The organism is Nocardia sp. NPDC055321 (assembly GCF_053645575.1).
Genome location: NZ_JBSHMS010000033.1, coordinates 32556 through 51980, shown reverse-complemented (window position 1 = coordinate 51980; position 19425 = coordinate 32556). Strand labels below are relative to the sequence as shown.

The 19425-nt window shown below is 66.0% G+C and carries 21 protein-coding genes; 14 read left to right on the top strand and 7 right to left on the bottom strand.

What is annotated here, in order from left to right:
• Window positions 1-44 precede the first annotated feature (44 nt).
• The gene (locus ACWIGI_RS36005; protein WP_454208026.1) at window positions 45-638 is read left to right on the top strand and encodes a hypothetical protein; all 594 of its coding nucleotides are present in this window, start codon (window positions 45-47) and stop codon (window positions 636-638) included.
• 17 nt (window positions 639-655) lie between these two features.
• Here the strand turns inward: ACWIGI_RS36005 and ACWIGI_RS36000 are convergent, their stop codons facing one another.
• Complete coding sequence (locus ACWIGI_RS36000) at window positions 656-865, bottom strand: hypothetical protein (protein WP_454208025.1); 210 nt, start codon at window positions 863-865, stop codon at window positions 656-658.
• A 192-nt stretch (window positions 866-1057) separates the two neighbouring features.
• Here ACWIGI_RS36000 and ACWIGI_RS35995 point away from each other — a divergent pair, with 192 nt between their 5' ends.
• Window positions 1058-1846 carry an SDR family oxidoreductase gene (locus tag ACWIGI_RS35995; RefSeq protein ID WP_454208024.1) on the top strand — a complete coding sequence of 263 codons (789 nt, stop codon included), beginning with the start codon at window positions 1058-1060 and terminating at the stop codon, window positions 1844-1846.
• A 112-nt stretch (window positions 1847-1958) separates the two neighbouring features.
• Here ACWIGI_RS35995 and ACWIGI_RS35990 read toward each other — a convergent pair whose 3' ends face one another.
• Window positions 1959-2630 (bottom strand): TetR/AcrR family transcriptional regulator, encoded by a 672-nt coding sequence (locus tag ACWIGI_RS35990; protein WP_454208023.1) that lies wholly within the window; start codon window positions 2628-2630, stop codon window positions 1959-1961.
• A gap of 86 nt (window positions 2631-2716) precedes the next feature.
• Between ACWIGI_RS35990 and ACWIGI_RS35985 the strand changes: the two genes are divergently transcribed.
• A complete protein-coding gene (locus tag ACWIGI_RS35985) occupies window positions 2717-4189 on the top strand; it encodes a carotenoid oxygenase family protein (protein WP_454208022.1) in 1473 nt (490 codons plus the stop codon).
• Between the two features lie 163 nt (window positions 4190-4352).
• On the opposite strand, the gene ACWIGI_RS35980 is transcribed toward ACWIGI_RS35985, so the two are convergent.
• On the bottom strand, window positions 4353-4841 hold the full coding sequence (locus ACWIGI_RS35980) for a hypothetical protein (protein WP_454208021.1): 489 nt from the start codon (window positions 4839-4841) through the stop codon (window positions 4353-4355).
• Between the two features lie 328 nt (window positions 4842-5169).
• On the opposite strand from ACWIGI_RS35980, the gene ACWIGI_RS35975 reads away from it, so the two are divergent.
• The 3 genes from ACWIGI_RS35975 (at window position 5170) to ACWIGI_RS35965 (ending at window position 7842) form a co-directional block, all read left to right on the top strand.
• On the top strand, window positions 5170-6585 hold the full coding sequence (locus tag ACWIGI_RS35975; protein WP_454208020.1) for a serine hydrolase domain-containing protein: 1416 nt from the start codon (window positions 5170-5172) through the stop codon (window positions 6583-6585).
• A 184-nt stretch (window positions 6586-6769) separates the two neighbouring features.
• The gene (locus ACWIGI_RS35970) at window positions 6770-7312 is read left to right on the top strand and encodes a hypothetical protein (RefSeq protein WP_454208019.1); all 543 of its coding nucleotides are present in this window, start codon (window positions 6770-6772) and stop codon (window positions 7310-7312) included.
• Between the two features lie 17 nt (window positions 7313-7329).
• A complete protein-coding gene (locus tag ACWIGI_RS35965) occupies window positions 7330-7842 on the top strand; it encodes an HIT family protein (RefSeq protein WP_454208018.1) in 513 nt (170 codons plus the stop codon).
• Here the strand turns inward: ACWIGI_RS35965 and ACWIGI_RS35960 are convergent.
• The gene (locus ACWIGI_RS35960) at window positions 7808-8245 is read right to left on the bottom strand and encodes a nuclear transport factor 2 family protein (RefSeq protein ID WP_454208017.1); all 438 of its coding nucleotides are present in this window, start codon (window positions 8243-8245) and stop codon (window positions 7808-7810) included. The two genes, ACWIGI_RS35965 and ACWIGI_RS35960, sit on opposite strands and share 35 nt — an antisense overlap.
• A gap of 155 nt (window positions 8246-8400) precedes the next feature.
• Window positions 8401-8901, bottom strand: coding sequence for an SRPBCC family protein (locus tag ACWIGI_RS35955; RefSeq protein ID WP_454208016.1), 501 nt, complete (start codon window positions 8899-8901; stop codon window positions 8401-8403).
• A gap of 101 nt (window positions 8902-9002) precedes the next feature.
• Here ACWIGI_RS35955 and ACWIGI_RS35950 point away from each other — a divergent pair, with 101 nt between their 5' ends.
• Window positions 9003-9584 carry a TetR/AcrR family transcriptional regulator gene (locus ACWIGI_RS35950; RefSeq protein WP_454208015.1) on the top strand — a complete coding sequence of 194 codons (582 nt, stop codon included), beginning with the start codon at window positions 9003-9005 and terminating at the stop codon, window positions 9582-9584.
• Between the two features lie 28 nt (window positions 9585-9612).
• Here ACWIGI_RS35950 and ACWIGI_RS35945 read toward each other — a convergent pair whose 3' ends face one another.
• The gene (locus ACWIGI_RS35945; protein WP_454208014.1) at window positions 9613-10470 is read right to left on the bottom strand and encodes an alpha/beta fold hydrolase; all 858 of its coding nucleotides are present in this window, start codon (window positions 10468-10470) and stop codon (window positions 9613-9615) included.
• A gap of 62 nt (window positions 10471-10532) precedes the next feature.
• Here ACWIGI_RS35945 and ACWIGI_RS35940 point away from each other — a divergent pair, with 62 nt between their 5' ends.
• The 7 genes from ACWIGI_RS35940 to ACWIGI_RS35910 all read left to right on the top strand — a co-directional run bounded on the left by ACWIGI_RS35940 (window position 10533) and on the right by ACWIGI_RS35910 (window position 18899).
• Window positions 10533-11132: a TetR/AcrR family transcriptional regulator gene (locus ACWIGI_RS35940; protein WP_454208013.1), complete on the top strand. Its 600-nt coding sequence runs from the start codon at window positions 10533-10535 to the stop codon at window positions 11130-11132.
• Window positions 11133-11182: 50 nt separating this feature from the next.
• Complete coding sequence (locus tag ACWIGI_RS35935; protein ID WP_454208061.1) at window positions 11183-11965, top strand: alpha/beta fold hydrolase; 783 nt, start codon at window positions 11183-11185, stop codon at window positions 11963-11965.
• A 207-nt stretch (window positions 11966-12172) separates the two neighbouring features.
• Window positions 12173-12583 (top strand): hypothetical protein, encoded by a 411-nt coding sequence (locus ACWIGI_RS35930; RefSeq protein WP_454208012.1) that lies wholly within the window; start codon window positions 12173-12175, stop codon window positions 12581-12583.
• Window positions 12584-12754: 171 nt separating this feature from the next.
• The gene (locus ACWIGI_RS35925) at window positions 12755-15943 is read left to right on the top strand and encodes an arabinosyltransferase domain-containing protein (RefSeq protein WP_454208060.1); all 3189 of its coding nucleotides are present in this window, start codon (window positions 12755-12757) and stop codon (window positions 15941-15943) included.
• Window positions 15944-16138: 195 nt separating this feature from the next.
• Window positions 16139-16780: a hypothetical protein gene (locus ACWIGI_RS35920; RefSeq protein ID WP_454208011.1), complete on the top strand. Its 642-nt coding sequence runs from the start codon at window positions 16139-16141 to the stop codon at window positions 16778-16780.
• A 109-nt stretch (window positions 16781-16889) separates the two neighbouring features.
• A complete protein-coding gene (locus tag ACWIGI_RS35915; RefSeq protein WP_454208010.1) occupies window positions 16890-17636 on the top strand; it encodes a ferritin-like domain-containing protein in 747 nt (248 codons plus the stop codon).
• Window positions 17637-17738: 102 nt separating this feature from the next.
• Window positions 17739-18899 carry a TY-Chap domain-containing protein gene (locus ACWIGI_RS35910; protein ID WP_454208009.1) on the top strand — a complete coding sequence of 387 codons (1161 nt, stop codon included), beginning with the start codon at window positions 17739-17741 and terminating at the stop codon, window positions 18897-18899.
• Window positions 18900-18968: 69 nt separating this feature from the next.
• Here ACWIGI_RS35910 and ACWIGI_RS35905 read toward each other — a convergent pair whose 3' ends face one another.
• On the bottom strand, window positions 18969-19406 hold the full coding sequence (locus tag ACWIGI_RS35905; RefSeq protein WP_454208008.1) for a hypothetical protein: 438 nt from the start codon (window positions 19404-19406) through the stop codon (window positions 18969-18971).
• Window positions 19407-19425: the final 19 nt, after the last annotated feature.

Here is a 19425-nt window from a genome sequence, read left to right as displayed (position 1 = left end):
TTCGCGGCGAATCACGTCTGTAGGATCCGAGGAGGAGGAACGGCATGGGAATTACTGCGCAGCAAAGTCGTTCGACGGCATCCACAATCCGTGTTCGCGCTCGCGCGGCGACGATCATAGTTCTCACCTTCGCGGCGGTGGCCGTAGCGACGCTCTCGGCCCTGGCTTTCGCATTCGACAAGCTCACGGACATGGCGACGGATGGCCCCGGCTGGGTCCACGTGAGCTATTCCGAGAGCGATGCCAGGGGAGAGTTGGCGCGGTTGTTCGACATCCATATCCCGGACAACTGGCAGATGGAGGAGTTCAAATCCAGCTGCTACGTGGGGAGTGCGTTGAATACGTGCCGTTATCACGGTTCATTCGCCGGGCCGGCGGACGAATTCGGGATGTACCCTTCGATCTTTCAAGCCCGGCGGGTCGGCTCTTCAGATCCCCAGGGGGCGGAGCCGGTCACCTGTGATGGGCTCGCTGCGAAACATCTCCTTCCAACGCTGATGGCCGGTCTCGACTGCTCCACGCAACAGAGGCTTGTCCTGAGCCAACTCACGTCGGCGGGGGATCTACGGGGTACTGGTTACGTGTTGATCGCCAGCTCTTCCACGACGACTACGGTGCGGCTGAGTATCGGGCTGTGAGCGCTTTCGGCGAATATTCACGCCCCACCGCCGAGCCCGCCGGCCGGTGACTGCCGATCGCGAGCCGGCGGGAGGATGGGCTCCGGGCGACTTCCGAACAGATAGTCCCGGAATGCCACCCGGTATTCGTCCAGTGCCCGTTGGTCGAGAAACCGAGCCTGCGTCGGATCGAACCATTCGTCCGGCGTCGGGCGCCGCGCGATCATGTAGTCGCGGGCTTCGCGCACCCTCCGGCCGTGGGCCGAATCCGTGGCGACGCGTTCTCGTTCCCTCGGGGCCAGCTGCTGCCACTCGCCGGATGGCAGTGTCGCCTCCCAGTTCGATGCGCGCTACCGCTGCACTTGCGTAGGGTGCTGAGAGGTTCCGGCATCACCCAGACACAGGTTCCCGATGTCGGTCTGGTGATGAGGAGGGGCACTATGACGCAGCCGAGTACCGCCGGACGTACCTACGTGGTCACCGGAGCCGCATCCGGAATCGGCGCTGCGACTGTCGCATTGCTGCGTGAGCGCGGGGCCAGGGTGATCGGGTGCGACCTCGACAACGCCGAGGTCCGCGCCGATATCTCGACACCGAGCGGGCGGCATTCACTGGTGGATCAGGTCGGTGCGCTCGGACCGATCGACGCGGTGCTGGCGGTCGCGGGCGGCGGCAGGACCGGCATGCTTGAGACCAACTACTTCGGGACCATAGCGACTTTGGCGGGCCTGCGGCCGCTGCTGGCACAGAGTGACGCACCACGAGCGGTGGCTGTGTCGTCGACTTCCTCGCTCGAACCCGCGGACGAGCGGCTCATGCAGGCATGTCTCGACGGCGACGAGGCCGGTGCGGTCGCTTATCTGGCGAACAATCCGGCTGCCGGTGGCGCGACCGCCGGCTACGGGACCGCCAAGCGGGCCCTGAACCGCTGGGTGCGCAACGTTGCTTCGACAGAGCTGTGGGCGGGAGCGGGCATAGCGCTCAATGCCGTCGCCTCCGGAGTTGTCGATACTCCCGCGGCAGCTTGGATCTTCGCGGACGATACCGTGCGTGAGGCCGTCGAAACCGCTGCGCCGCAACCGTTCGGAGGGTTTCCGGGCCGTCCGGAGTGGGTTGCCGAACTGATCTGCTGGCTCGCCGGTGAGGAGAATCGTTTCGTCACGGGCCAGGTCGTATTCGCCGACGGCGGTTCGGAAGCCGCGTTGCTCGGCGACCATCATTGGCGGTAGTCCGAGGTTCCGATTCTGTCCATGAGGAGATGGCTGGACAGAAGCCAAACAGCGAGGGCGTTTCGGGGCATCAAGTCGTTTCGGCCCCGGCGACGTCGGGATGCGCTCGCGCCTACCGCTCGGCGTCGTGCGCATCACCCCGGCTGCCGACAGCACTGAGCTGTGCGCCCGACGGCTGCAACACGTTGACGCACATGCGAGCGCAGTCGGCGGCGAGGTCCGCGGCCGTCGCGGTGATGGTCCCGGCCAGCCATCCCTCGATGACCTGATTGACGCCACCCGCTACGAAAACGCTTGCGCGCCGCAGCTGTTCGGGATCCGGGAGGGGTTCGAGGGCGGTGGGCGCGTAGTTGACGACCAACTCGGCGACGGTGTCGATCGCGTCGTGGCGGCGTTGCGCGAGTTCACTCACCGCGTGCGGATCGCTCGCGATGATGCGGTGCAGCCGCGGGTTGTCGGCGATGGTCTCCAGGAACGCCTGGAGTGCGGCGCCGAGCCGCGCCTCCGCCGACCCGACGCTGGCGAGTCCGGCCTGAACCATCGCGGCCAGGAGTTGGTCGCGGACCTCGTCCGCTATCGCGACGAGGATTTCGTCGCTGTTGGCGAAGTGTTCGTAGAAGTACCGCGTCGTGAGTCCAGCGGCCTTGCACACTCCCCGCACGGTGACCGCGGCGATGCCCGAGTCTCCCCAGAGCTCGGTCCCGGCTGCGAGCAGGCGGACTCGGCGGCTCGCGCTGCGTTCGGCGGCGCTGATGCCGCCGTAGGTGCGGGGCTCTTCGGTCATTGACAGCAGTGTAACCGGCTCTTATCTTCTGATGACGACCGTAATCAGATTACGGCCGTTGTCAGATGATTCAAGGGAGAATCACGATGCCCACGACACAGTCCGGCCGGGCCCCGAGCCCGTATCAGCAGGTCACCGCTCCCCTGCTCGAGGAGCACGACTACCGGGTCACGCAGATCGACGGCGTGCTGCCGCGCGATTTGACCGGAACGCTGTACCGCATCGGACCCGGGAAGCACCAGGTCGGCCGCACGCTGCTGCACAACATCTTCGACGGCGACGGCATGATCTCCCAGTTCATCCTCGACGGCAGCTCGGTGCGGTTCCGCAACCGATACGTGCGCACGCGGCACTTCCGGCACGGCCAGCGGTCCGACACGATCCGGTTCCGCGGGGTCGGCGGTCAGATACCGGGCGGCTTCTTCGCGAATGTCGGCCGACTGCCGGAGAACGTGGCGAACACGAACATCGTCAACTTCGGCAACGAGCTGCTCGCGCTGTGGGAGATCGGCAACCCGTACCGGATCGATCCCGAATCCCTGGACACGCTCGGCAGCACCGACTTCGGCGGCCGGCTCGGATATCTCGGCGCGTTCTCCGCGCACCCGAAGTGGGATCCGGTCACCGGCGATATGTACAACTTCGGCCTCGAACTGCTGCCGACACCGCGCATACGCACCTACCGGATCGATCGCGCCGGACGGTTGCGTGCCCTCGCGACCGTGCCGATGCTCGATCTGCCGTGGAACCACGATTTCGCGCTGACCCAGAAGTACATGGTGTTCGTGCTGGATCCGATCATGCCCAATATCGGCAAGATCGCGCTGTCCATGACCTCGTTCGTCGATTCGCTGGAGTTCAAGCGCGGCAAGGGAACCCGCTTCGTCCTGGTGCCCAAGAACGGTGGTCCCGTGCGGATCGTGGAGCACGAGGCGCTGCTGCACGTCCACTTCACGAACGCCTACGACGACGGTGACGACGTCGTGGTCGAGTTGCCGCGGCTCGAAACCGACTGGGACAAACTGCGGAACATGACCGGCACGGTCAATCGGACCGATCGGGGTAACCCGGAGTACCCGGATTCCACGCTGGTGCAGTACCGAATCACCAAGGCGGGCCGCATCATCGAGAACCAGATCTCGGATCGCTCGGGCGAGTTCCCGCAGTTCGACTGGCGGCGCGGGACCCGCAAGCACCGATACACCTACTTCGCCGGAAAGGGCGGGCCCGCACGGCTTTTCAACTCCGTGGTCAAGGTCGACACCGAGACCGGCAGGACGACCGGCTGCGATCTCGGGCCCAGTTCGGTCGGCGAACCGTTGTTCGTTCCACGTAGCCGCGACGCCGCCGAAGACGACGGGTGGCTGTTGGCTCTCAATCACCAGCTGGACGAGGATCGATCCCAGCTGGCGGTCCTCGACGCACAGGATCTCGAACGGGGGCCGCTGGCCACCGCCTGGCTCGAACACCATGTGCCCTGGGGGTTCCACGGCACGTTCAACCGCCGGATCGCCGCGCCGGAGGAGCCGGTCCCGGAACAGGTGCCCGTGAGCGAATAAGCGACGTGAACCCGGGCTCTGCAAGTCCGGGTCACCGACGGCTTCCCGGGCATCCCTCGCCTGCGCGACTCAGCATGCCGCCGACCACCGCGACGGTGCGTGGGGCTCGCCTTCACCCGCCAGATGCCGGACCCGGTCGCGTCGCACCGAGTGAACGCCTTTGTCAGCGTATGACTTCGACAAGTGCGATCCACGAGATGGCGAGAGCCGAGATCACGGTGACGATGGTGCCGACCGCGGTCAGCGCCAGGCCGGCCGAATGCTCGGCCATCAATGCCACACCCGCACCGGCGTAGAAGACGATCGGGACGAATCCGAGCCCGCTCTTGGCGAACCGGGCCCGGTTTTCGGGGGCGCGATCGCGCAGGATCGCCGCGGTCGAATGAACCTGAAACCAGGTGGTCAGCACCGTGATTCCCACAATCACGAGGCCGTACCACCGCGGCTCCACCGTCGGGATCAGCCCGACGCAGGAGACGACGAGCGCGAGGACGAGCGACGCCATCGCCGCCCCGACCCGGGCGACGAGCGTGCTGGACTTGATGATCTCGCGGATGTTCACGCTCGCGGCGACGATCACCAGCCCCGCGAGCGCGGCGGTCGCCCCGACCATCGCGGAGTTGAACGCCGACCATGCTTCCACCTGGTCCATGCACGGATGCTATCGACTGATCGGGCGGGCGCCCGGCGCGATCGACGGTGTGTCCGATGCGACCGGCAATGGGACTGCGACGAATGCCGTGCGCGCGACCGCCGACCGATATACGCAATCTCCCGTGCTCAGCGCCCCCAGCCCCTATCCTTCCAATTCAGAGACTATCCAGTCTCACAATTGCCGGGTGGGGAGCGCTCCGGCTGAGGGAAGGCACGGCCCATGGGATCTCGCGTTCGGGGAATCGCCGAGCCCGGGTCCGGTGCGTGCGTCACGACGTGCGGACGCGACCGCGCGCCGATTCGATAGGAAACAGCGAAGAACGATGATGTTCAACGAATTACAACGCGCGGCTCTCTCGACCATGACCGCCGCGATCCTGCTAGGCGCTACCGCGACGGTGGCGACCGCGGAACCCGCGGGGCCGACGGCGGACACGGCCCAGCAGGTCTGCGCCGAGCCCGCACCGGACCGCATCACCGAAAGAGGTGATCCCGCGGCCGCGGGGTTCGATCCGGCGGCGCTGGAGGCGGCGATGAACTTCGGCGCCGCCAAAGGCGCGGTGGCACTGCAGGTTTACCGCCACGGGTGCCTGATCAGCGATCGGACCGGCATGTGGAATCTGCCGATGCCGCTGGCCAGCGGCAGCAAGGGCGTCCTGTCGACCGCGGTGGGAAGGGCCATCACGCTCGGGCTGTTCGGCCTGGACGATCCGATCGGAACGTTCTTTCCCCGGGCAGATCCCGCGCACGCGCACATCACCGTGCGCCAGATCCTCACGCAGACATCCGGCCTGCATTTCAGCTGGGCCAACGACATCGCCGGCTACTACAACGATCCCGTGCGGCAGAGCCTTGATCTGCCGGTCGACTACGCCGCCGGCACGAAATTCCAGTACGCGCAAGGCATTCTGACCGTGCTGGCCGAGATCGTCGAGATCACCAGTGGCACTGACTTTCAGGACTTCGTGCAGCGCGAACTGATGGACCCCCTCGGCATCAAACGCCAGAACTGGGTCTGGCTGCGGGACCGCTCGGGGAACACGCTCGTCTCCGGCGGTCTGGCCATGCGCCCGGACGACTTCGCGCGCTACGGCCGGCTGATGCTGCAGAACGGCCGGTGGCAGGGCCGCACTCTCCTCGATGCCGATTACGTGCGCCAGGCCGCGGAGCCCACCGCGGCCAACGGCGGATACGGGTTCCTGCTGTGGACCAATGCCGGTGACAGCCACTGGGGTTCGTTCGCCGGTCCACGCTCCACCGTGCACGAACGCCCCATCCTGCCCGGGTCGCCGCGCGACAGCTATGCGTTCTCGGGCGCTCTCGGTCAGGTGGCGGTCGTGGTACCGAGTCTGGACATGGTCATCGTGCGGCACGGGGTACCCGTCCGGATCGATCCGAACGACCTGGGCGCCAACCTCACCGGCACCGGCAACCCCGACAATCAGGAACTCATCCGTCGCATCACGGCGGCGGTGACCGACGGTCCGGTCGTCGAGGCCGACGACCCCTACCGGTACAACGACAGCACCGGTCCCCTCGTGACCAGCGTCGAAGATCTCGCGTACTGGGCGGATCCGCAGAACGTGATCGGGACCGTCCTCGGTGCGGGTGCGTACGCGGGCGACTGCAACATTCTGTGGTGCAACGGCACGGTGGTGCCGGTGGATGTCTTCCGCTGGCTGCTCGACGCGATCGGTCAGCTCGGCGCGGCGGCGGTGGGGCTGGGTATCGGCCCGCGCTGATACCGAGGTTTCCGGTTTCCCCGATAGGCTTGCGACGAATCGGGCCGGGGGCTCGGAACTGAATCGCGTTAGGTCGGGCATGGTGACAGAAAACGCTGCTGGAGAACCGGTTTCGCTCACTGATGCCAGTAGGGAGCCTTCGGCGCGGACACTCCGCAAGCAGCGAATCGTCTGGATACTCGCCGTGCTGATACTGCTCGGAGCGGGATGCGCCGCGGTCGCGGTGGACACATCGCGCTTCTATCGACTCGCAGCCGTTCTTCCATGGGTATGGCTGACCTCGTGGACGGCCGCGTTCGCTCTCCTCGGAGTCTTCGCATCCCGGCTGGCTCGCAAGCGCGCGAGGTTGTTGAAGACCGTCTCCCTCTGCTTTTGCCTTCTGACATTTCCGGTGTGGTGGCTCGGGCTGACCTCATCGGATTCGAGCAAGGCCACCGACCCTCGCGTCGCGGCCGTCCAGCCCAGTCCCGACGGTCGCCTGCACGCAATCAGCGAAACCTACTACAACATCATCGACCACTCCTGCCGAGTCTGGCTTCGCGAGGCCGACGGCTATTTCGCCCGCCGAATCCTGATCTGGCAGATGACCGAATCCGGCTGCCCCCGTGTCTGGTTCCCCAGTGACACCACCATCAGCGTCGACCCCCGCAACGGTGAGCCGATTCAAACCTCCACGTTCGACCGGGACCGCATGCGGGTGACGGAAACGACCCTGACGCCCCGCTGAGGGTCCGAGCAACGATCGTGCACAACCACGAACCCGCTGGCTACGACTGCCCTTTCTGCTTTCTCCTCGCCGGCGGGGAGACCCCGCTCAACAGCCCCCGCGACATCGTGTTGCGCAGCGACCACGCGACCGCGTTCACGACCGCCCGGTGGTGGCCGAACAACCGTGGTCATGTGCTGGTCATTCCGAACGCTCATCACGAGAACCTCTACGACCTGCCGCCGCAGTACGGCCATGCCGTTCACGACGTGGTGCGCGAGGTCGCCATCGCGATGCGGGCGACCTACGACTGCGGCGGGGTGTCCACGCGCCAGCACAACGAACCGGCCGGCAACCAGGATGTCTGGCACTACCACGTCCATGTCTTCCCGCGGTACGACGGCGACGACCTGTACGGGTCTCGCCCGTTGCCGGGTTACGTGGCGGGTGAGGAGCGTTGGGTCTACAGCGACAGGCTGCGAGGCTATTTCGCTCGGGCAGCGCGTGATCGGCGATCTACCGTGCCACCGGCCGCCGCAGATGCCGACTGACGTCACCTACAAGATCGAAGGTGAAGCGCCGCTCGGTGAACCGCCACTGCGAATCCCGGCGTTCGAACCTGTCTTCATACCGTCCGGCGACGATGGGCTGTAGCGAAACCTCCTCCGCCGCTTGCAATACCGTCACATACGACTGCGAGGACGCGGTCCCCGCTTCCTCATCCACTTCGAGGATCACATTGGTCGTGAGGTGTTTGGTCTTCGGTGTGCCGTCGTCGTAGACGATCACCGAAGCCCGGAACATGTCCTCGATCGCCTTGCGGCCCTTGAGCTCTCCGCCGCCTCCGAAGAAGGAGGCGTCGGCGAGCAACTCCCCCAACCCCGTGAAGTCGCCGCGATCCACGAGGTCGGCGTAGCGATAAATCAGGTTCTCCAACGTGCGATAGCTCGACATGGAAGCACGCTACCGCCGGGCGTCACTGCGTAATGCGGCAGTTCTCGAACTCGCTGCCGTCACGAATTCCCGCTTGGCAAAGGCGCAATCAGCGGTTGTCCCTGAACCGAACATGCGCGGCGAACGCCCGCGAAGCCGCTTCGGCAATACATCGGTCAGCGCTCGGCCTGGGATTTGATGTTCTCCAGGGTCTGGCGCATTCCCGCCCGCATGCTCGCGGTGAATGCCTCTGTCCCGCCGGGGTAGTTCTCGGTGAACTGCTTGGACAGGGGCGAAACGCCTTCCGGGGTATCGCGTCGCTGGGTGAGGCGGGTGGCATTGGCCCCTGCCCGCTCGAGCGCGTACGACCAGATGACCCAGTTCTCTTCGATTCGGAAGGCGAGTTCCTGCTGATCCGCGTAGCGGACGACTTCACCGTGGGTCACCCAGTCGAAGCCGCCTTCGGTATTGAGGCTGGTGAACTGCGCACCGAGTTCCACCTGATCGAAGCCCTTGCGCAGCCGCGTCGAACTCACCTGGGGACTCCAGTCCGCCATCCGGCGTACGTCTTTGACCAGTTCCCAGACCTGCTCGAGCGGGGCGCCGATCTCGATGTCGTCCTCCAGCAGCGGCGCGGCGTACGACTCCGGGGCGGCGGACGGCGACTGATCTGACATGTCGGACTCCTGAACTATGCGATCGAACGGTCGTAAACGTCTCGTCTCGAACGTAGCGGAGGTCGAGTATTTACGTCCAGTCGGTCGTATAAAATCGCCCGATGGTCTCTTCCGTTGACGGTCGGCGCGCCCGCGGCGACGCGACGCGCCGCACCGCCGCGCGCAAGGCCGCCGAGATCGCCACCACGCACGGCCTCGACGCGATCACCGTGGGCGCGCTCGCCACCGCGACGGGACTGAGCAAGAGCGGCATCATGACCGTGTTCGCCACCCGCGAGGCGATCCAGGTCGCGGCCGTCGCCGAGGCGCGCCGCATCTACCAGGAAACCGTCATCGCCCCGGTCTGGGGCGAGGAGCCGGGCGAACGCCGGCTTCGCGCCCTGGTCGACTCCTGGGTCGCGTACCTGCTCGACGGCGTGTTCCCCGGCGGCTGTTTCGTAGCCGCGACCTCGGTCGAGTACGGCCACCGCCGGGGGCCGGTCGCGGACGCGGTGCGCCGGCTCAAACGGGAATGGCTCGAACTGCTCGAATCCGAGTTCGCCGCGGCGGGTTCGGCGAATCCGTCCGCGGACGCCTTCAAGTTCGACGCACTGCTCACCGCGGGCAATGTCCGCCGCGAGTTGTTCGGCGATGATCGAGAACTCGACACCGCGCGCGCACTCGCCCTGGAGATTCTCGAGTAGGGGCGATCACCACCCAAGGCCGGCACCCCTAGCTGTTCGGCCGAAGATGTTCCAGGACAAGGCCGCGCACAGGTTCCACGTCGGCCAGCAGACCGTGCCCGGCACAGGGGAGGACTACCGTTTGGGCCCCGGCACGCCGCGCGGCTTCCTCGGCCACCACCGAATCGTGCACTTGGCTCGCCCCGGCCAGTGCGACCAAGGTCGGGACCGGCAGCTGGATCTGCCCCTCCGGCGGATCCGGATAGACGATCGGCGAGGCCGGGAAGTGCGCGGCTCCGTGTGCAAGCAGATCGAAATAGGCCTCCACATGCGCCGGTCCACTGCCGGGCCCGTCCGGTGCCAGCACCGCGCGGGCGGCCTCGAATGTGGGGTGCGGGTTGCGGTTTCGGCCCAGTTCCTCGAATTCGGCGCTGAGCCCGGCGAAGACCATCGGCGGATCGAGCAGGACCAGCCGCCGGACCCGTTCGGGATGCGCGAGCGTGAAACGGAACGCGAGGTGTCCGCCCAGGGACTGGCCACACAGGTCGGCCGCGGTCAGCCCGAGAAGATCGAACGTCTCGGCCAGCCAGTCCACGAGATCGTCCATGCTCGTCAAGGCCGCGCCGGTATGCCGACTGCGGCCCGGCTCGCCGATGATGTCCACGGCCCGCACGCGATGTTCCTCGGCCAGCGCGCCGACGACCGGGTACCACATCGCGGACGTGCCGCCGTATCCGTGCAGCACGACCAGCGACCGCGCCTCGGCCGGACCGGCGGAGGTGACCCGCGTCGTTCCATATCGGCCCGGAAGATCTACGGTCTCGACCGGTACCGGCCACTGGGCCAGCACCGCGTCATAGGCCTCGAAATACGTTGCTTCCAGCTCGGGCGTGGCGAATGTGCGCATCGCGCCTCCTTTGCAAGTCAGATGTATTATGTCAAACGTATGGAAACGTAGGAAGGGTTCGAGTGCCGAAACAGGTCGACCATCGCGAACGGCGCGAAACCATCGCGCGCGCACTGTGGCGAGTAGTCGAACAACAGGGTTGGGCCCGCGCGACGATGCGTGAGGTCGCCCATGAGGCCGATGCCTCCCTGGGACAGGTCCAGCACTATTTCCGTTCTCGGACAGCGATGCTCGTATTCGCGATGCAATTCGCTGCCGAGCAGACCGCACAGCGAGTTGTCCGGGGCCTCGACCGACTCGACACGCCTCCGCACCCGCGAGACGTACTGCGCGTGACGCTCACGGAGATGCTCCCCCTGCACCCTGACGCCCGCGCCACCAGCCGAATGAGCGCTGCCTACACGCTCGAGGCGCTGCACGACCCGGAGCTGCACGAGCAGGCGCGCCTCGGTCTCCATGACGGCAGAGCACTCACCGAACGCCTCATCAGGCAGGCGATCGCGGACGGCCACCTTCCCCCGGATCGTGACCCGGCGATCGAGACGAACCTCCTGCTCGCACTGACCGGCTTCACCCCGCTGCTCGAGTTCGACGTCATCGATCCCCCAGCCGCACTGGCGGCCATCGACTACTACCTAGACCGACTCTTCGATCACACCTGAGCCTCGCAAAGTCACCATGCCCGAGCAGGGTCTAGCGTGGAGCCGTGGCCATGGCACGGGTCAGCGGTCTGGAGATCGCCTACGACCGGGTTGGCGAGGGGCCGCCCGTGGTGCTCCTGCACAGCGCCGGGGACGACGCCCGCATCTGGTTGCCGCAAATCGACGGGCTGTCAACCGAGTTCACCGTGGTTACCTGGGACGAGCCCGGGGCGGGGCGTTCATCCGATGTCCCCGAGCCGTTCGGCCTCGAGGATTACGCGTGTTGCCTCGCCGGGGTCCTGGACTCGCTGCAGCTGGGCCCGGCGCACATCGCCGGAATCTCCTGGGGCGGCACCGTCGCCTTGGAGTTCTACGGTCACCGTCCCGACCTGGTGCGGACGTTGGTCCTCGTCGACACCTACGCGGGCTGGAAGGGCTCCTTGCCCGCTGAGGAGGTACGAGCGCGCGTCGAAGCTACGCGTCAGCTGCTGGCCGCGCCGCGCGGTGAGCTCGATCCGACCCTGTCCGGACTGTTCGCCGGCGAGCCGCCCGCCGCGTACCGACCTCTGCTGCGCGCGATGGCAGCCGAACTACGCCCGGAGACCATGCGCAAGCAGCTGGCTCTGATGGCCGAGACCGACCAGCGAAGTCTGCTGCCCACCGTGTCGGTGCCCACCCTGTTGCTGTGGGGCGAAAAGGATGTGCGCTCACCACTGGCGGTCGCACGGCAGTTCCAGGACGGGATCCCGCATGCCGAGTTGGTTGTGATTCCCGGCGCGGGACACCTCAGCAACCTGGAACGGCCCGAAGAGTTCAACCGCGCCTTGTGCGTTTTCTGTCACGCCCACTCCTGATCCGCAGTTCGTAGAAAACGCGCTCGTCGTTGTGCGCGGGACTCGGCACATATGGATCGTTTGAGGCAGTCGGTATCCCCGCTCCCGATCCCGTCCTTCGCTTGAACCTATTGCGCCCGGCGGACTTACATCCAACGCCTCGGCCGCATAGAGCGGCACACGACCAATCGCTGCCGCAAGCGACAGACATGATGATTCAATCGCTCGATGCGTGGTGACGAGATCGTCGGTCAGTGGAGTGTGGACGCCGGGTATCACAGCTCGACCGAGGACGAGCAGTTCGTCTTCTGGGACGATGGCGTGGGATTGGTTGAGTACTCGCGGCCGGGGGCGAGCGACTGTGTGCTTTTCCGGTGGGCGCGGGTGGCTATTCGGACCGTGCGGCTCGAGCCGTATCGACGGGTGCAGCGGGATAGCGATGGGGTCGTGGATGACGTTGTGCCCGAGGCGGTCGAGATCGGCTATCGGATCGCGCGGGAGAAGCGGCCGCTGATCGGTGAGGTGCTGCCGGTGCTGTACCTGCCGGCTCCGTTCGCGGTGACTCCGGACGGTGGATACGGGTTGATCACCCGGGAGCCGGCGGTGCATTTCACGAAAATGCGGCGGGCGAGTTCGTAATTCGAGGTGCGAGTGTGATGACAAGCGTGAACGTTTTGTGAGCTAACTAATCCGCTACCATCGGGCTCCGTGGCTGACATTGGGGTGCGGGCGGAGCGACGGTCCATCGACGAGTCCGAGCGCGACCCCGAACAGCCAGGCAGACAACGAGACTGGGCCCGTCTCGTCGCCATGGTCGCCGGTCTGTTTGCGGTGTTGCTGGCGATCGTCGTGCCTTTTCTTCCGGTTCGCATGGATGCCGCATCCATCTCATGGCCACAGGACGGCGTGCTGAACAGTGTTGCGGCGCCGCTGGTTTCCTACGCGCCCACCTCGATGTCCGCGCAGATTCCTTGCGCGGCATTGACGACACTCGCCGCTGACGGCGGTGTGGCCGTGTCTACTATTCCGCGACAGTCAGCGGATATGGAGAGATACGGATTCGTCGTCAAAGTCGTGCCCGACGCCGCCGATCGGGGCGGCAGAGTCGACGTTGTCTCCCGCGGCACACTGCTCTGGTCGGGAGGCTTGGAATCAGTTCGCGACCGCGACTGCGAACTGGCGGTGGAGCTTTCGACTACCCGAGCCGCGGTGTCGGTAGCCGGCATCGACGGTCCGGGTGCGGACGTCGGCTCCGACATACGGCCGCAGGTCGTCGGTGTGTTCACCGATCTGACCGGTGCGGTGCCCGGCGGAATGCTCGTGAACGTCGATGTCGACGCCCGCTATTCCACCTCGCCGACGCCGCTGAAGTTGACGGTGATCGTCCTGTGCGTGCTCGCGACAGTGACCTCGCTGGTGGCGCTGCATCGTCTGGATCGCCGCGACGGCCGATCCGCGCGGCGTTTCCTGCCCACACGGTGGTGGCGGCTTCGACTTACCGATTGGGTCGTGTTCGCAGTCCTGTTGGTGTGGCACTTCATCGGCGCGAACACCTCCGATGACGGGTACATCCTCGGGATGGCCCGGGACTCACAGAGCTCGGGCTACATGTCGAACTACTACCGGTGGTTCGGGGTGGACGAGGGCCCGTTCTACACCCCGTACACCGACGTGATCGCGTGGATGTCCGATATCTCGGCGGTGAGTCCCTGGGTGCGGCTGCCCACCCTGGCCGCCGCGGTGATCACCTGGTGGGTCATCAGCCGCGAAGTCCTTCCCCGCCTGGGCGTCGCCGTCCGCAGCGGCAGGATCGTCGGTTGGACGAGTGCGTTGGTGTTCCTGGCCTTCTGGCTGCCCTACAACAACGGTTTGCGCGCAGAACCTTTCGTCGCGCTGGGCGTCATGCTCACCTGGGTATCGGTCGAACGAGCCATCGCCACCCGGCGGTTGCTCCCGGCGGCGACGGCCATCATCATCGCAGCGCTGACGCTGACCGCCGCTCCATCCGGGTTGATATGCCTCGGAGCGCTGGTCGCGGGGGCGCGGACCGTCACGGCGCTGATCACACGGCGTGCGAAGATCGTCGGCTATCTGTCGCAGCTGCTACCGCTACTGGCCTCGGGGCTGGTTGTGCTGACCGTGATCTTCGCTGATCGAACCCTGGCCGGCGTCCTCGAAATGTCCCGCGTGCACGGGCAGATCAAGCCCGGCGAGTCATGGTTCTTCGAGTTCCTGCGATACCAATATCTGTTGCAGCTCAACGCCGATGGGTGGCTGACCAGGCGCTTCGGCATGTTCATGATGCTCCTGAGTCTGGTCGTGTGCGTGGTGACCATGCTGCGCCGTGGTGGTCACATCCCCGGGACAGCGGTAGGCCCCTCGCGGCGGATCATCGGAATCACCTTCGCCGCCATGGCGCTGATGATGTTCTCCCCCACCAAATGGACACACCAGTTCGGCGTGTTCGCGGGTCTGGCCACCTGTGTGGCCGCGCTCACCGCCGTCGCCGTCAGCTCCCGCGTCATGCGGCCGCTGCGTAATCGCGCACTGTTCGCGGCCGCCCTGTTCTTCGCACTGGCGCTGACTTTCGTTGGCATCAACGGCTATTGGTATGTCTCGGCGTGGGGAATTCCGTGGTGGGACAAGCCGCCGACGATCGCCGGAACCGGATTGTCGACCGGCGCGGCGGGTTTGGCGGTGCTGGCGCTGATCGCTGCCGCCTGGTTCCACATCCAGCCGCAGTCCCGGCTCGCGCCCGACTCGATTCTGGACCGGCTGGCCCGGATCCCGGTGCTCGCGGTCGCCGCCGCGGCAATGGTGATCTTCCTGGTCGGGTCGTTCGTCAAAGCGGCGGTGGCACAGTACCCCTCGTACTCCGTGGCGAGTTCGAACCTGTCCGCGGCGTTCTCCCGGGGCTGCGGAATGGCCGACGACGTGCTGGTGGAGACCGATCCCAACGCCGCGATGCTGCGCCCGATCTCCGGTGACGTGAGCGCGGGGCTCGCCGGTGTCGGATCGTCGGGCTTCAGCCCGAACGGGGTGGCCCCCGTGCTGACCTCCGACGAAGTCGAATCCACTACCGGCCAAGCGAACTCGGTCTCCGACGACCAGGACAAACTGCGCGATGCGGCGAAATCCGCGGGCTCGGGTTCGGACACGTCACGGGGCAGCGGGGTCAACGGAAGCAGCGTTCCGCTGCCGTTCGGACTGGATCCGGCAACCACGCCCGTGCTCGGTAGCTACCGGGACAGCGAGCAAGCTCCTGCCACGCTGACGACGGACTGGTACAGCCTGCCCGCCGCGATCAACGGAAGTCGTGGCCAGATCATCGCGATCGCCGTCGCCGGCCGCATCCGTTCCGTCGACGCCGACGGTATCGAGCATCCCGGTCAGAACCTCCACCTCGAATACGGCAGCACCGGGCTCGACGGCGCCGTCACGTCCGTGGGACAGGTCCTGCCGATCGATATCGGTCCGTCACCGCTGTGGCGGAACCTGCGGGTGCCGCTCGACCAGCTGCCTTCCGAGGCCGACGTGGTCCGGATCATCGCCGACGACAAGGATCTCGGCAAGGACCAATGGCTCGCCATCACACCGCCCCGGGTTCCGCAGACAACCACGCTGAACAACCTCGTCGGCCCGGACGCTCCCGTGCTGCTGGACTGGGCGGTCGGGCTCCACTTCCCCTGCCAGAACCTGGTTCCCACACGTGCGGGCGTCGCCGGTCTCCCCGAGTACCGAATACTGCCCGACCGCAACGGCGCGACCATCACCAACCTCTGGCAGGGCCACGACGGCGGCGGACCGCTCGGCTGGACCCAACTGCTGTTCACCTCCCGCGCGCTGCCGTCGTATCTGAACAACGACTGGGATAGAGACTGGGGCTCGATCGAGCGGTACCTCCCCCTCGACCCCAACGCCCGGCCCGCACAGGTCTCGGTCGAAGGTGTTCAGCGCTCGGGCATGTGGACACCCGGCCACATCATCACCTCGTATTGACGGCTTCGTGCCGTCAATAGGCCTGCACGGCAGGAGGGCTGTGCGGCAGTCGGCGTCGGCCGATTCGCCGCGTGGTCGCTCCGCCTATCGGGATAGCGTGATTCATGATTGCGGTCAGCCCGGACTTGATTCGGTCACAGCCGATAGGCTGGCCGCGAGCGGGCCGGGGAGGGCCTGCCGCACAGGGAGGGTTCGATGTCGAAAGAGGCTGCTGGAGAAAAGTCTTGGCCTACCAAGCCGGTTTCCGAGCCTGCGGCTTGGCCACTTGGCCGACGGCGCGTCATCTGGGTTCTCGCCATGCTCGTGTTACTCGGGGCGGGAATCGGTGCCGCTCCGTTCACGGGTTCGGATCGGTACTACCGGCTCGAGCTCCTGCACCCATGGTTCTCGCTGGTGTGCTGGACGGCCGCGTGGGCTGTTCTCGTGGGTTACGCACCCCGGCTGGCCTTCAATCGCAAGCTGCTGTGGAAGACCCTCGCCACGATCCTCGGCCTTTTCATGTTGGCCGCGTGGCTTCTGGTGCTGTTCCTCTTCGCGGTGTTCGGCGGTGACAGCCGAGTCGCGACCGTCTACCCCGGCCCCGACCGCCGTGTGCACGCTGTCACCGAGACCTTCACCAACATGATCGACCCGTCCTGCCGGGTCTGGCTTCGCGAGCCCGGCATCCTGTTCGGCCGCCAGGTCCTGATCTGGGAGAAGGTCGAGTCCGTCTGTCCGCGTGTGTCGTTCCCCGACAGCACTACCATCAGCCTCTCGTTCGGCGATGACACGCCGCCGCTGACCACCACGTTCGACCCGGATCGTATGCGGGTGACCGGTGTTTCTCTGCTCCGCTGAAGGTACCGCGGAGCACACAGGATCTCCACCAATCGACCGACCGATCCGCACATCTGGTTCCTAGGCTCGAAGATCGATCCTGATCGTGGGTCCGAATGGGAGGAACGTCATGGGGAGCCTGCGCGATTTCACTTCTTGGGCGGCGGAATTCGAAGCCAATCGAGTGGCTCGTTCCGCGGGCGATGATCCGAGGTGGGACAGGGGTGCTCGACTCGACCCGGTCGTGGCACGCAGTGTGCAGCGGTTTCAGGTCGGTGAGAGCGGTGACGGCGCAAACCTCATTCGCAAAGCCGACGCAGCCGGTGATCCGGCGTATGCGACGGCTGTTCGATTGTTCGTCGCCGAGGAAATCAACCACGCACGGCTGCTGGGAAATCTACTGAATTCCGCTGGCTACCAAACGGTCTCGTCTCATTGGACCGACGCGATCTTCGTATGGTTGCGCCGGGCCTTGGGACTGCGGCTGGAACTGATGGTGCTATCTGTAGCCGAGGTCGTCGCGCTGCGCTACTACCGCGCGTTGCGGGACGGCACGACGGATCCTGTCACCACCGATGTGGCCGGGCGGATTCTCGACGACGAAAGCCGGCACGTCCCCTTTCACTGTCAGCGCTTGCAGGTCGCATTCGCTCCGACGCGGCAACCTGTTCGGGTCGTACTGCTGCTCGCCTGGTGGCTCGTCTTGCTCGGCGCGACCTTGGTGGTCGCTGTCGATCATGGCCACGCGTTGCGCCAATTGGGTGTCACGCGAACCGCTTTCGTCCGCGATGTCATCGCCTTGTTCCGCGGCGTGACGGACGCGGCGCTCCGCGCACCGGCGGACAGCGGTTCGGAAGACATCCTGCTCGAAAAGTGACTCCACGCTCGAACGGTCCTGCTGTCGAGGTCGGTGTCGGAGTCGGATGATTTCATGTGTCCTGCAGCGTGAACTGCGGCTGCGGGGACAGGATGGGATTCGATGGCGCAGCACAGCGATGTGGGAAACGGCTCGGTCTTGGAGGATGATCCCTTGCGGGACACCACATTCGGGGCGATCCTGCCGATGATGCGGAAGAGATTCTATTTCCGGTGGACGTGGGACGAAGACGAGATTCAAGGGCTCGTCGCCGAGGGGTGGGACCGGATCGGCGAGGGCGATCTCCGCTTCACGTTCAATACCGGCCGGGGCCATGAGCACGACGTGAACGTGTTCGCGGCGGCGTACGAACAGTTCCGGGACGCGTTCGAGTCGCCGCTGCTGTCGGTGCCGGGGCGGCGGCCGTCCGCGACCTGGATACGGAGCCATCGGCTGGTGGTGTTGACGCCGTACCAGGTCAGGATCATCAACCCGGAGACCGAGGGTCATGCCGCGGAGATCGACGAAGCCACGAGCGACAACGACGCTCCCGCACAGGTCTGCGGGTGTCACTGCCATTGTGCGGTCAAGGGTCTCGACTACTGCCATGACGACGACTGTGGCGCGTATGACGAACACGACGACGATGATTACGACGAAGACGACGATGCCGAAGAAGACGATTGCGACGACGAGCAGAAGCGGTGCGGCGAGTGCCACTGCTGCACCTGCTGGAAAAACTGTGGCTGCGACTTCTACAGCAGCGAAGTATGCGGCTGCGGCTGCCATGTGTGCGTCTGTGACTGCTTCAACGCACTCCTCGAGGTGGACAATCGACCCGGCGACGACGAACCCGTAGAGGTGCCGAATGAGTGGCCGGCCTTCGTCGCCGGCTTGGCTCGGGCACTGACCCGGCTCGGGAAGGGCGACGGACTCGACCTGAAGGCCCACCGACGCCGATTCGCGAGATTCCAGGTTCGGGATCATGACCTCGAGTGCACGATCACCGGAAAACGCGGCGTGCCACAGCAATTCCACCTGACGACCGAGCAACGCGGGTGGTTGGTGGAACGCGGCTGGGAGAACTATCGCGACTTCGGTCAGACCTACACCCTCCCGTTCGCCTCCGGTTACGACGAGTACGTCGTCGCTGCCGAAGCCGTCGCCACTGTCCTGCGCGACTTCCTCGGTATCGCCCGGCCCGCCGAGCTCGGCATCGAGGCGACGGCCGCCGACGGCGCACCGAGCACGCAGCCGCCGATCCCCCTGGTAGTCACGGCGTGAAGTAAGAACACTCGAGCGCCAACCGTTCCCGGCCGGTGCGGGACGCCGCGCGCGGGGTGAGCTACGGGGCTATCCGGACAGGCACTGGAAGTTCGTGTAGGACTCCCAGGTCGCTGTGCCGGTCTTGCCGGTCGCGAAGCCGCGGCTGTTCACATTCCCCACGTAGTAGCCGGTGGGGCCGTTGCGCCAGGCGATCGTGAAGCGGACCTGGGACTCGTAGTTCGAATGCCAGGTGACGGTGCCGGTCATCCTGGAGTTGCCGGCCGTCGCTACGGCGTCGCCCCAGGGATTCAGGCCGGTGCCGCGGAAGCCTACGGTCCAGCCGTTGCTCTGGGTCAGGCCTACGTCGCCGAAGCGGGGGAAGCCCCACAACAGGCAGTTGGATTGGGCGGCGGCGGGGCCGGTGCCGGCCATCAGGGCTGCGCCGACCAGGGTCGGCGCGGCCAGTAGTGCGGCGATGCGTGTCCAGATCCGGTGACGGGTGGTGCGGGGGTGGGTCTTGTTCATGTCGACTCCCGGATGCAGT

Excerpts from the sequence above, each read along its gene's own strand:
- ACWIGI_RS36005 (WP_454208026.1), top strand. The coding sequence starts at position 45 with ATGGGAATTACTGCGCAGCAAAGTCGTTCGACGGCATCCACAATCCGT.
- ACWIGI_RS35995 (WP_454208024.1), top strand. The coding sequence starts at position 1,058 with ATGACGCAGCCGAGTACCGCCGGACGTACCTACGTGGTCACCGGAGCC.
- ACWIGI_RS35990 (WP_454208023.1), bottom strand. The coding sequence starts at position 2,630 with ATGACCGAAGAGCCCCGCACCTACGGCGGCATCAGCGCCGCCGAACGC.
- ACWIGI_RS35985 (WP_454208022.1), top strand. The coding sequence starts at position 2,717 with ATGCCCACGACACAGTCCGGCCGGGCCCCGAGCCCGTATCAGCAGGTC.
- ACWIGI_RS35980 (WP_454208021.1), bottom strand. The coding sequence starts at position 4,841 with ATGGACCAGGTGGAAGCATGGTCGGCGTTCAACTCCGCGATGGTCGGG.
- ACWIGI_RS35975 (WP_454208020.1), top strand. The coding sequence starts at position 5,170 with ATGTTCAACGAATTACAACGCGCGGCTCTCTCGACCATGACCGCCGCG.
- ACWIGI_RS35960 (WP_454208017.1), bottom strand. The coding sequence starts at position 8,245 with ATGTCGAGCTATCGCACGTTGGAGAACCTGATTTATCGCTACGCCGAC.
- ACWIGI_RS35955 (WP_454208016.1), bottom strand. The coding sequence starts at position 8,901 with ATGTCAGATCAGTCGCCGTCCGCCGCCCCGGAGTCGTACGCCGCGCCG.
- ACWIGI_RS35950 (WP_454208015.1), top strand. The coding sequence starts at position 9,003 with ATGGTCTCTTCCGTTGACGGTCGGCGCGCCCGCGGCGACGCGACGCGC.
- ACWIGI_RS35945 (WP_454208014.1), bottom strand. The coding sequence starts at position 10,470 with ATGCGCACATTCGCCACGCCCGAGCTGGAAGCAACGTATTTCGAGGCC.
- ACWIGI_RS35935 (WP_454208061.1), top strand. The coding sequence starts at position 11,183 with ATGGCACGGGTCAGCGGTCTGGAGATCGCCTACGACCGGGTTGGCGAG.
- ACWIGI_RS35930 (WP_454208012.1), top strand. The coding sequence starts at position 12,173 with ATGCGTGGTGACGAGATCGTCGGTCAGTGGAGTGTGGACGCCGGGTAT.
- ACWIGI_RS35925 (WP_454208060.1), top strand. The coding sequence starts at position 12,755 with ATGGTCGCCGGTCTGTTTGCGGTGTTGCTGGCGATCGTCGTGCCTTTT.
- ACWIGI_RS35920 (WP_454208011.1), top strand. The coding sequence starts at position 16,139 with ATGTCGAAAGAGGCTGCTGGAGAAAAGTCTTGGCCTACCAAGCCGGTT.
- ACWIGI_RS35915 (WP_454208010.1), top strand. The coding sequence starts at position 16,890 with ATGGGGAGCCTGCGCGATTTCACTTCTTGGGCGGCGGAATTCGAAGCC.
- ACWIGI_RS35910 (WP_454208009.1), top strand. The coding sequence starts at position 17,739 with ATGGCGCAGCACAGCGATGTGGGAAACGGCTCGGTCTTGGAGGATGAT.
- ACWIGI_RS35905 (WP_454208008.1), bottom strand. The coding sequence starts at position 19,406 with ATGAACAAGACCCACCCCCGCACCACCCGTCACCGGATCTGGACACGC.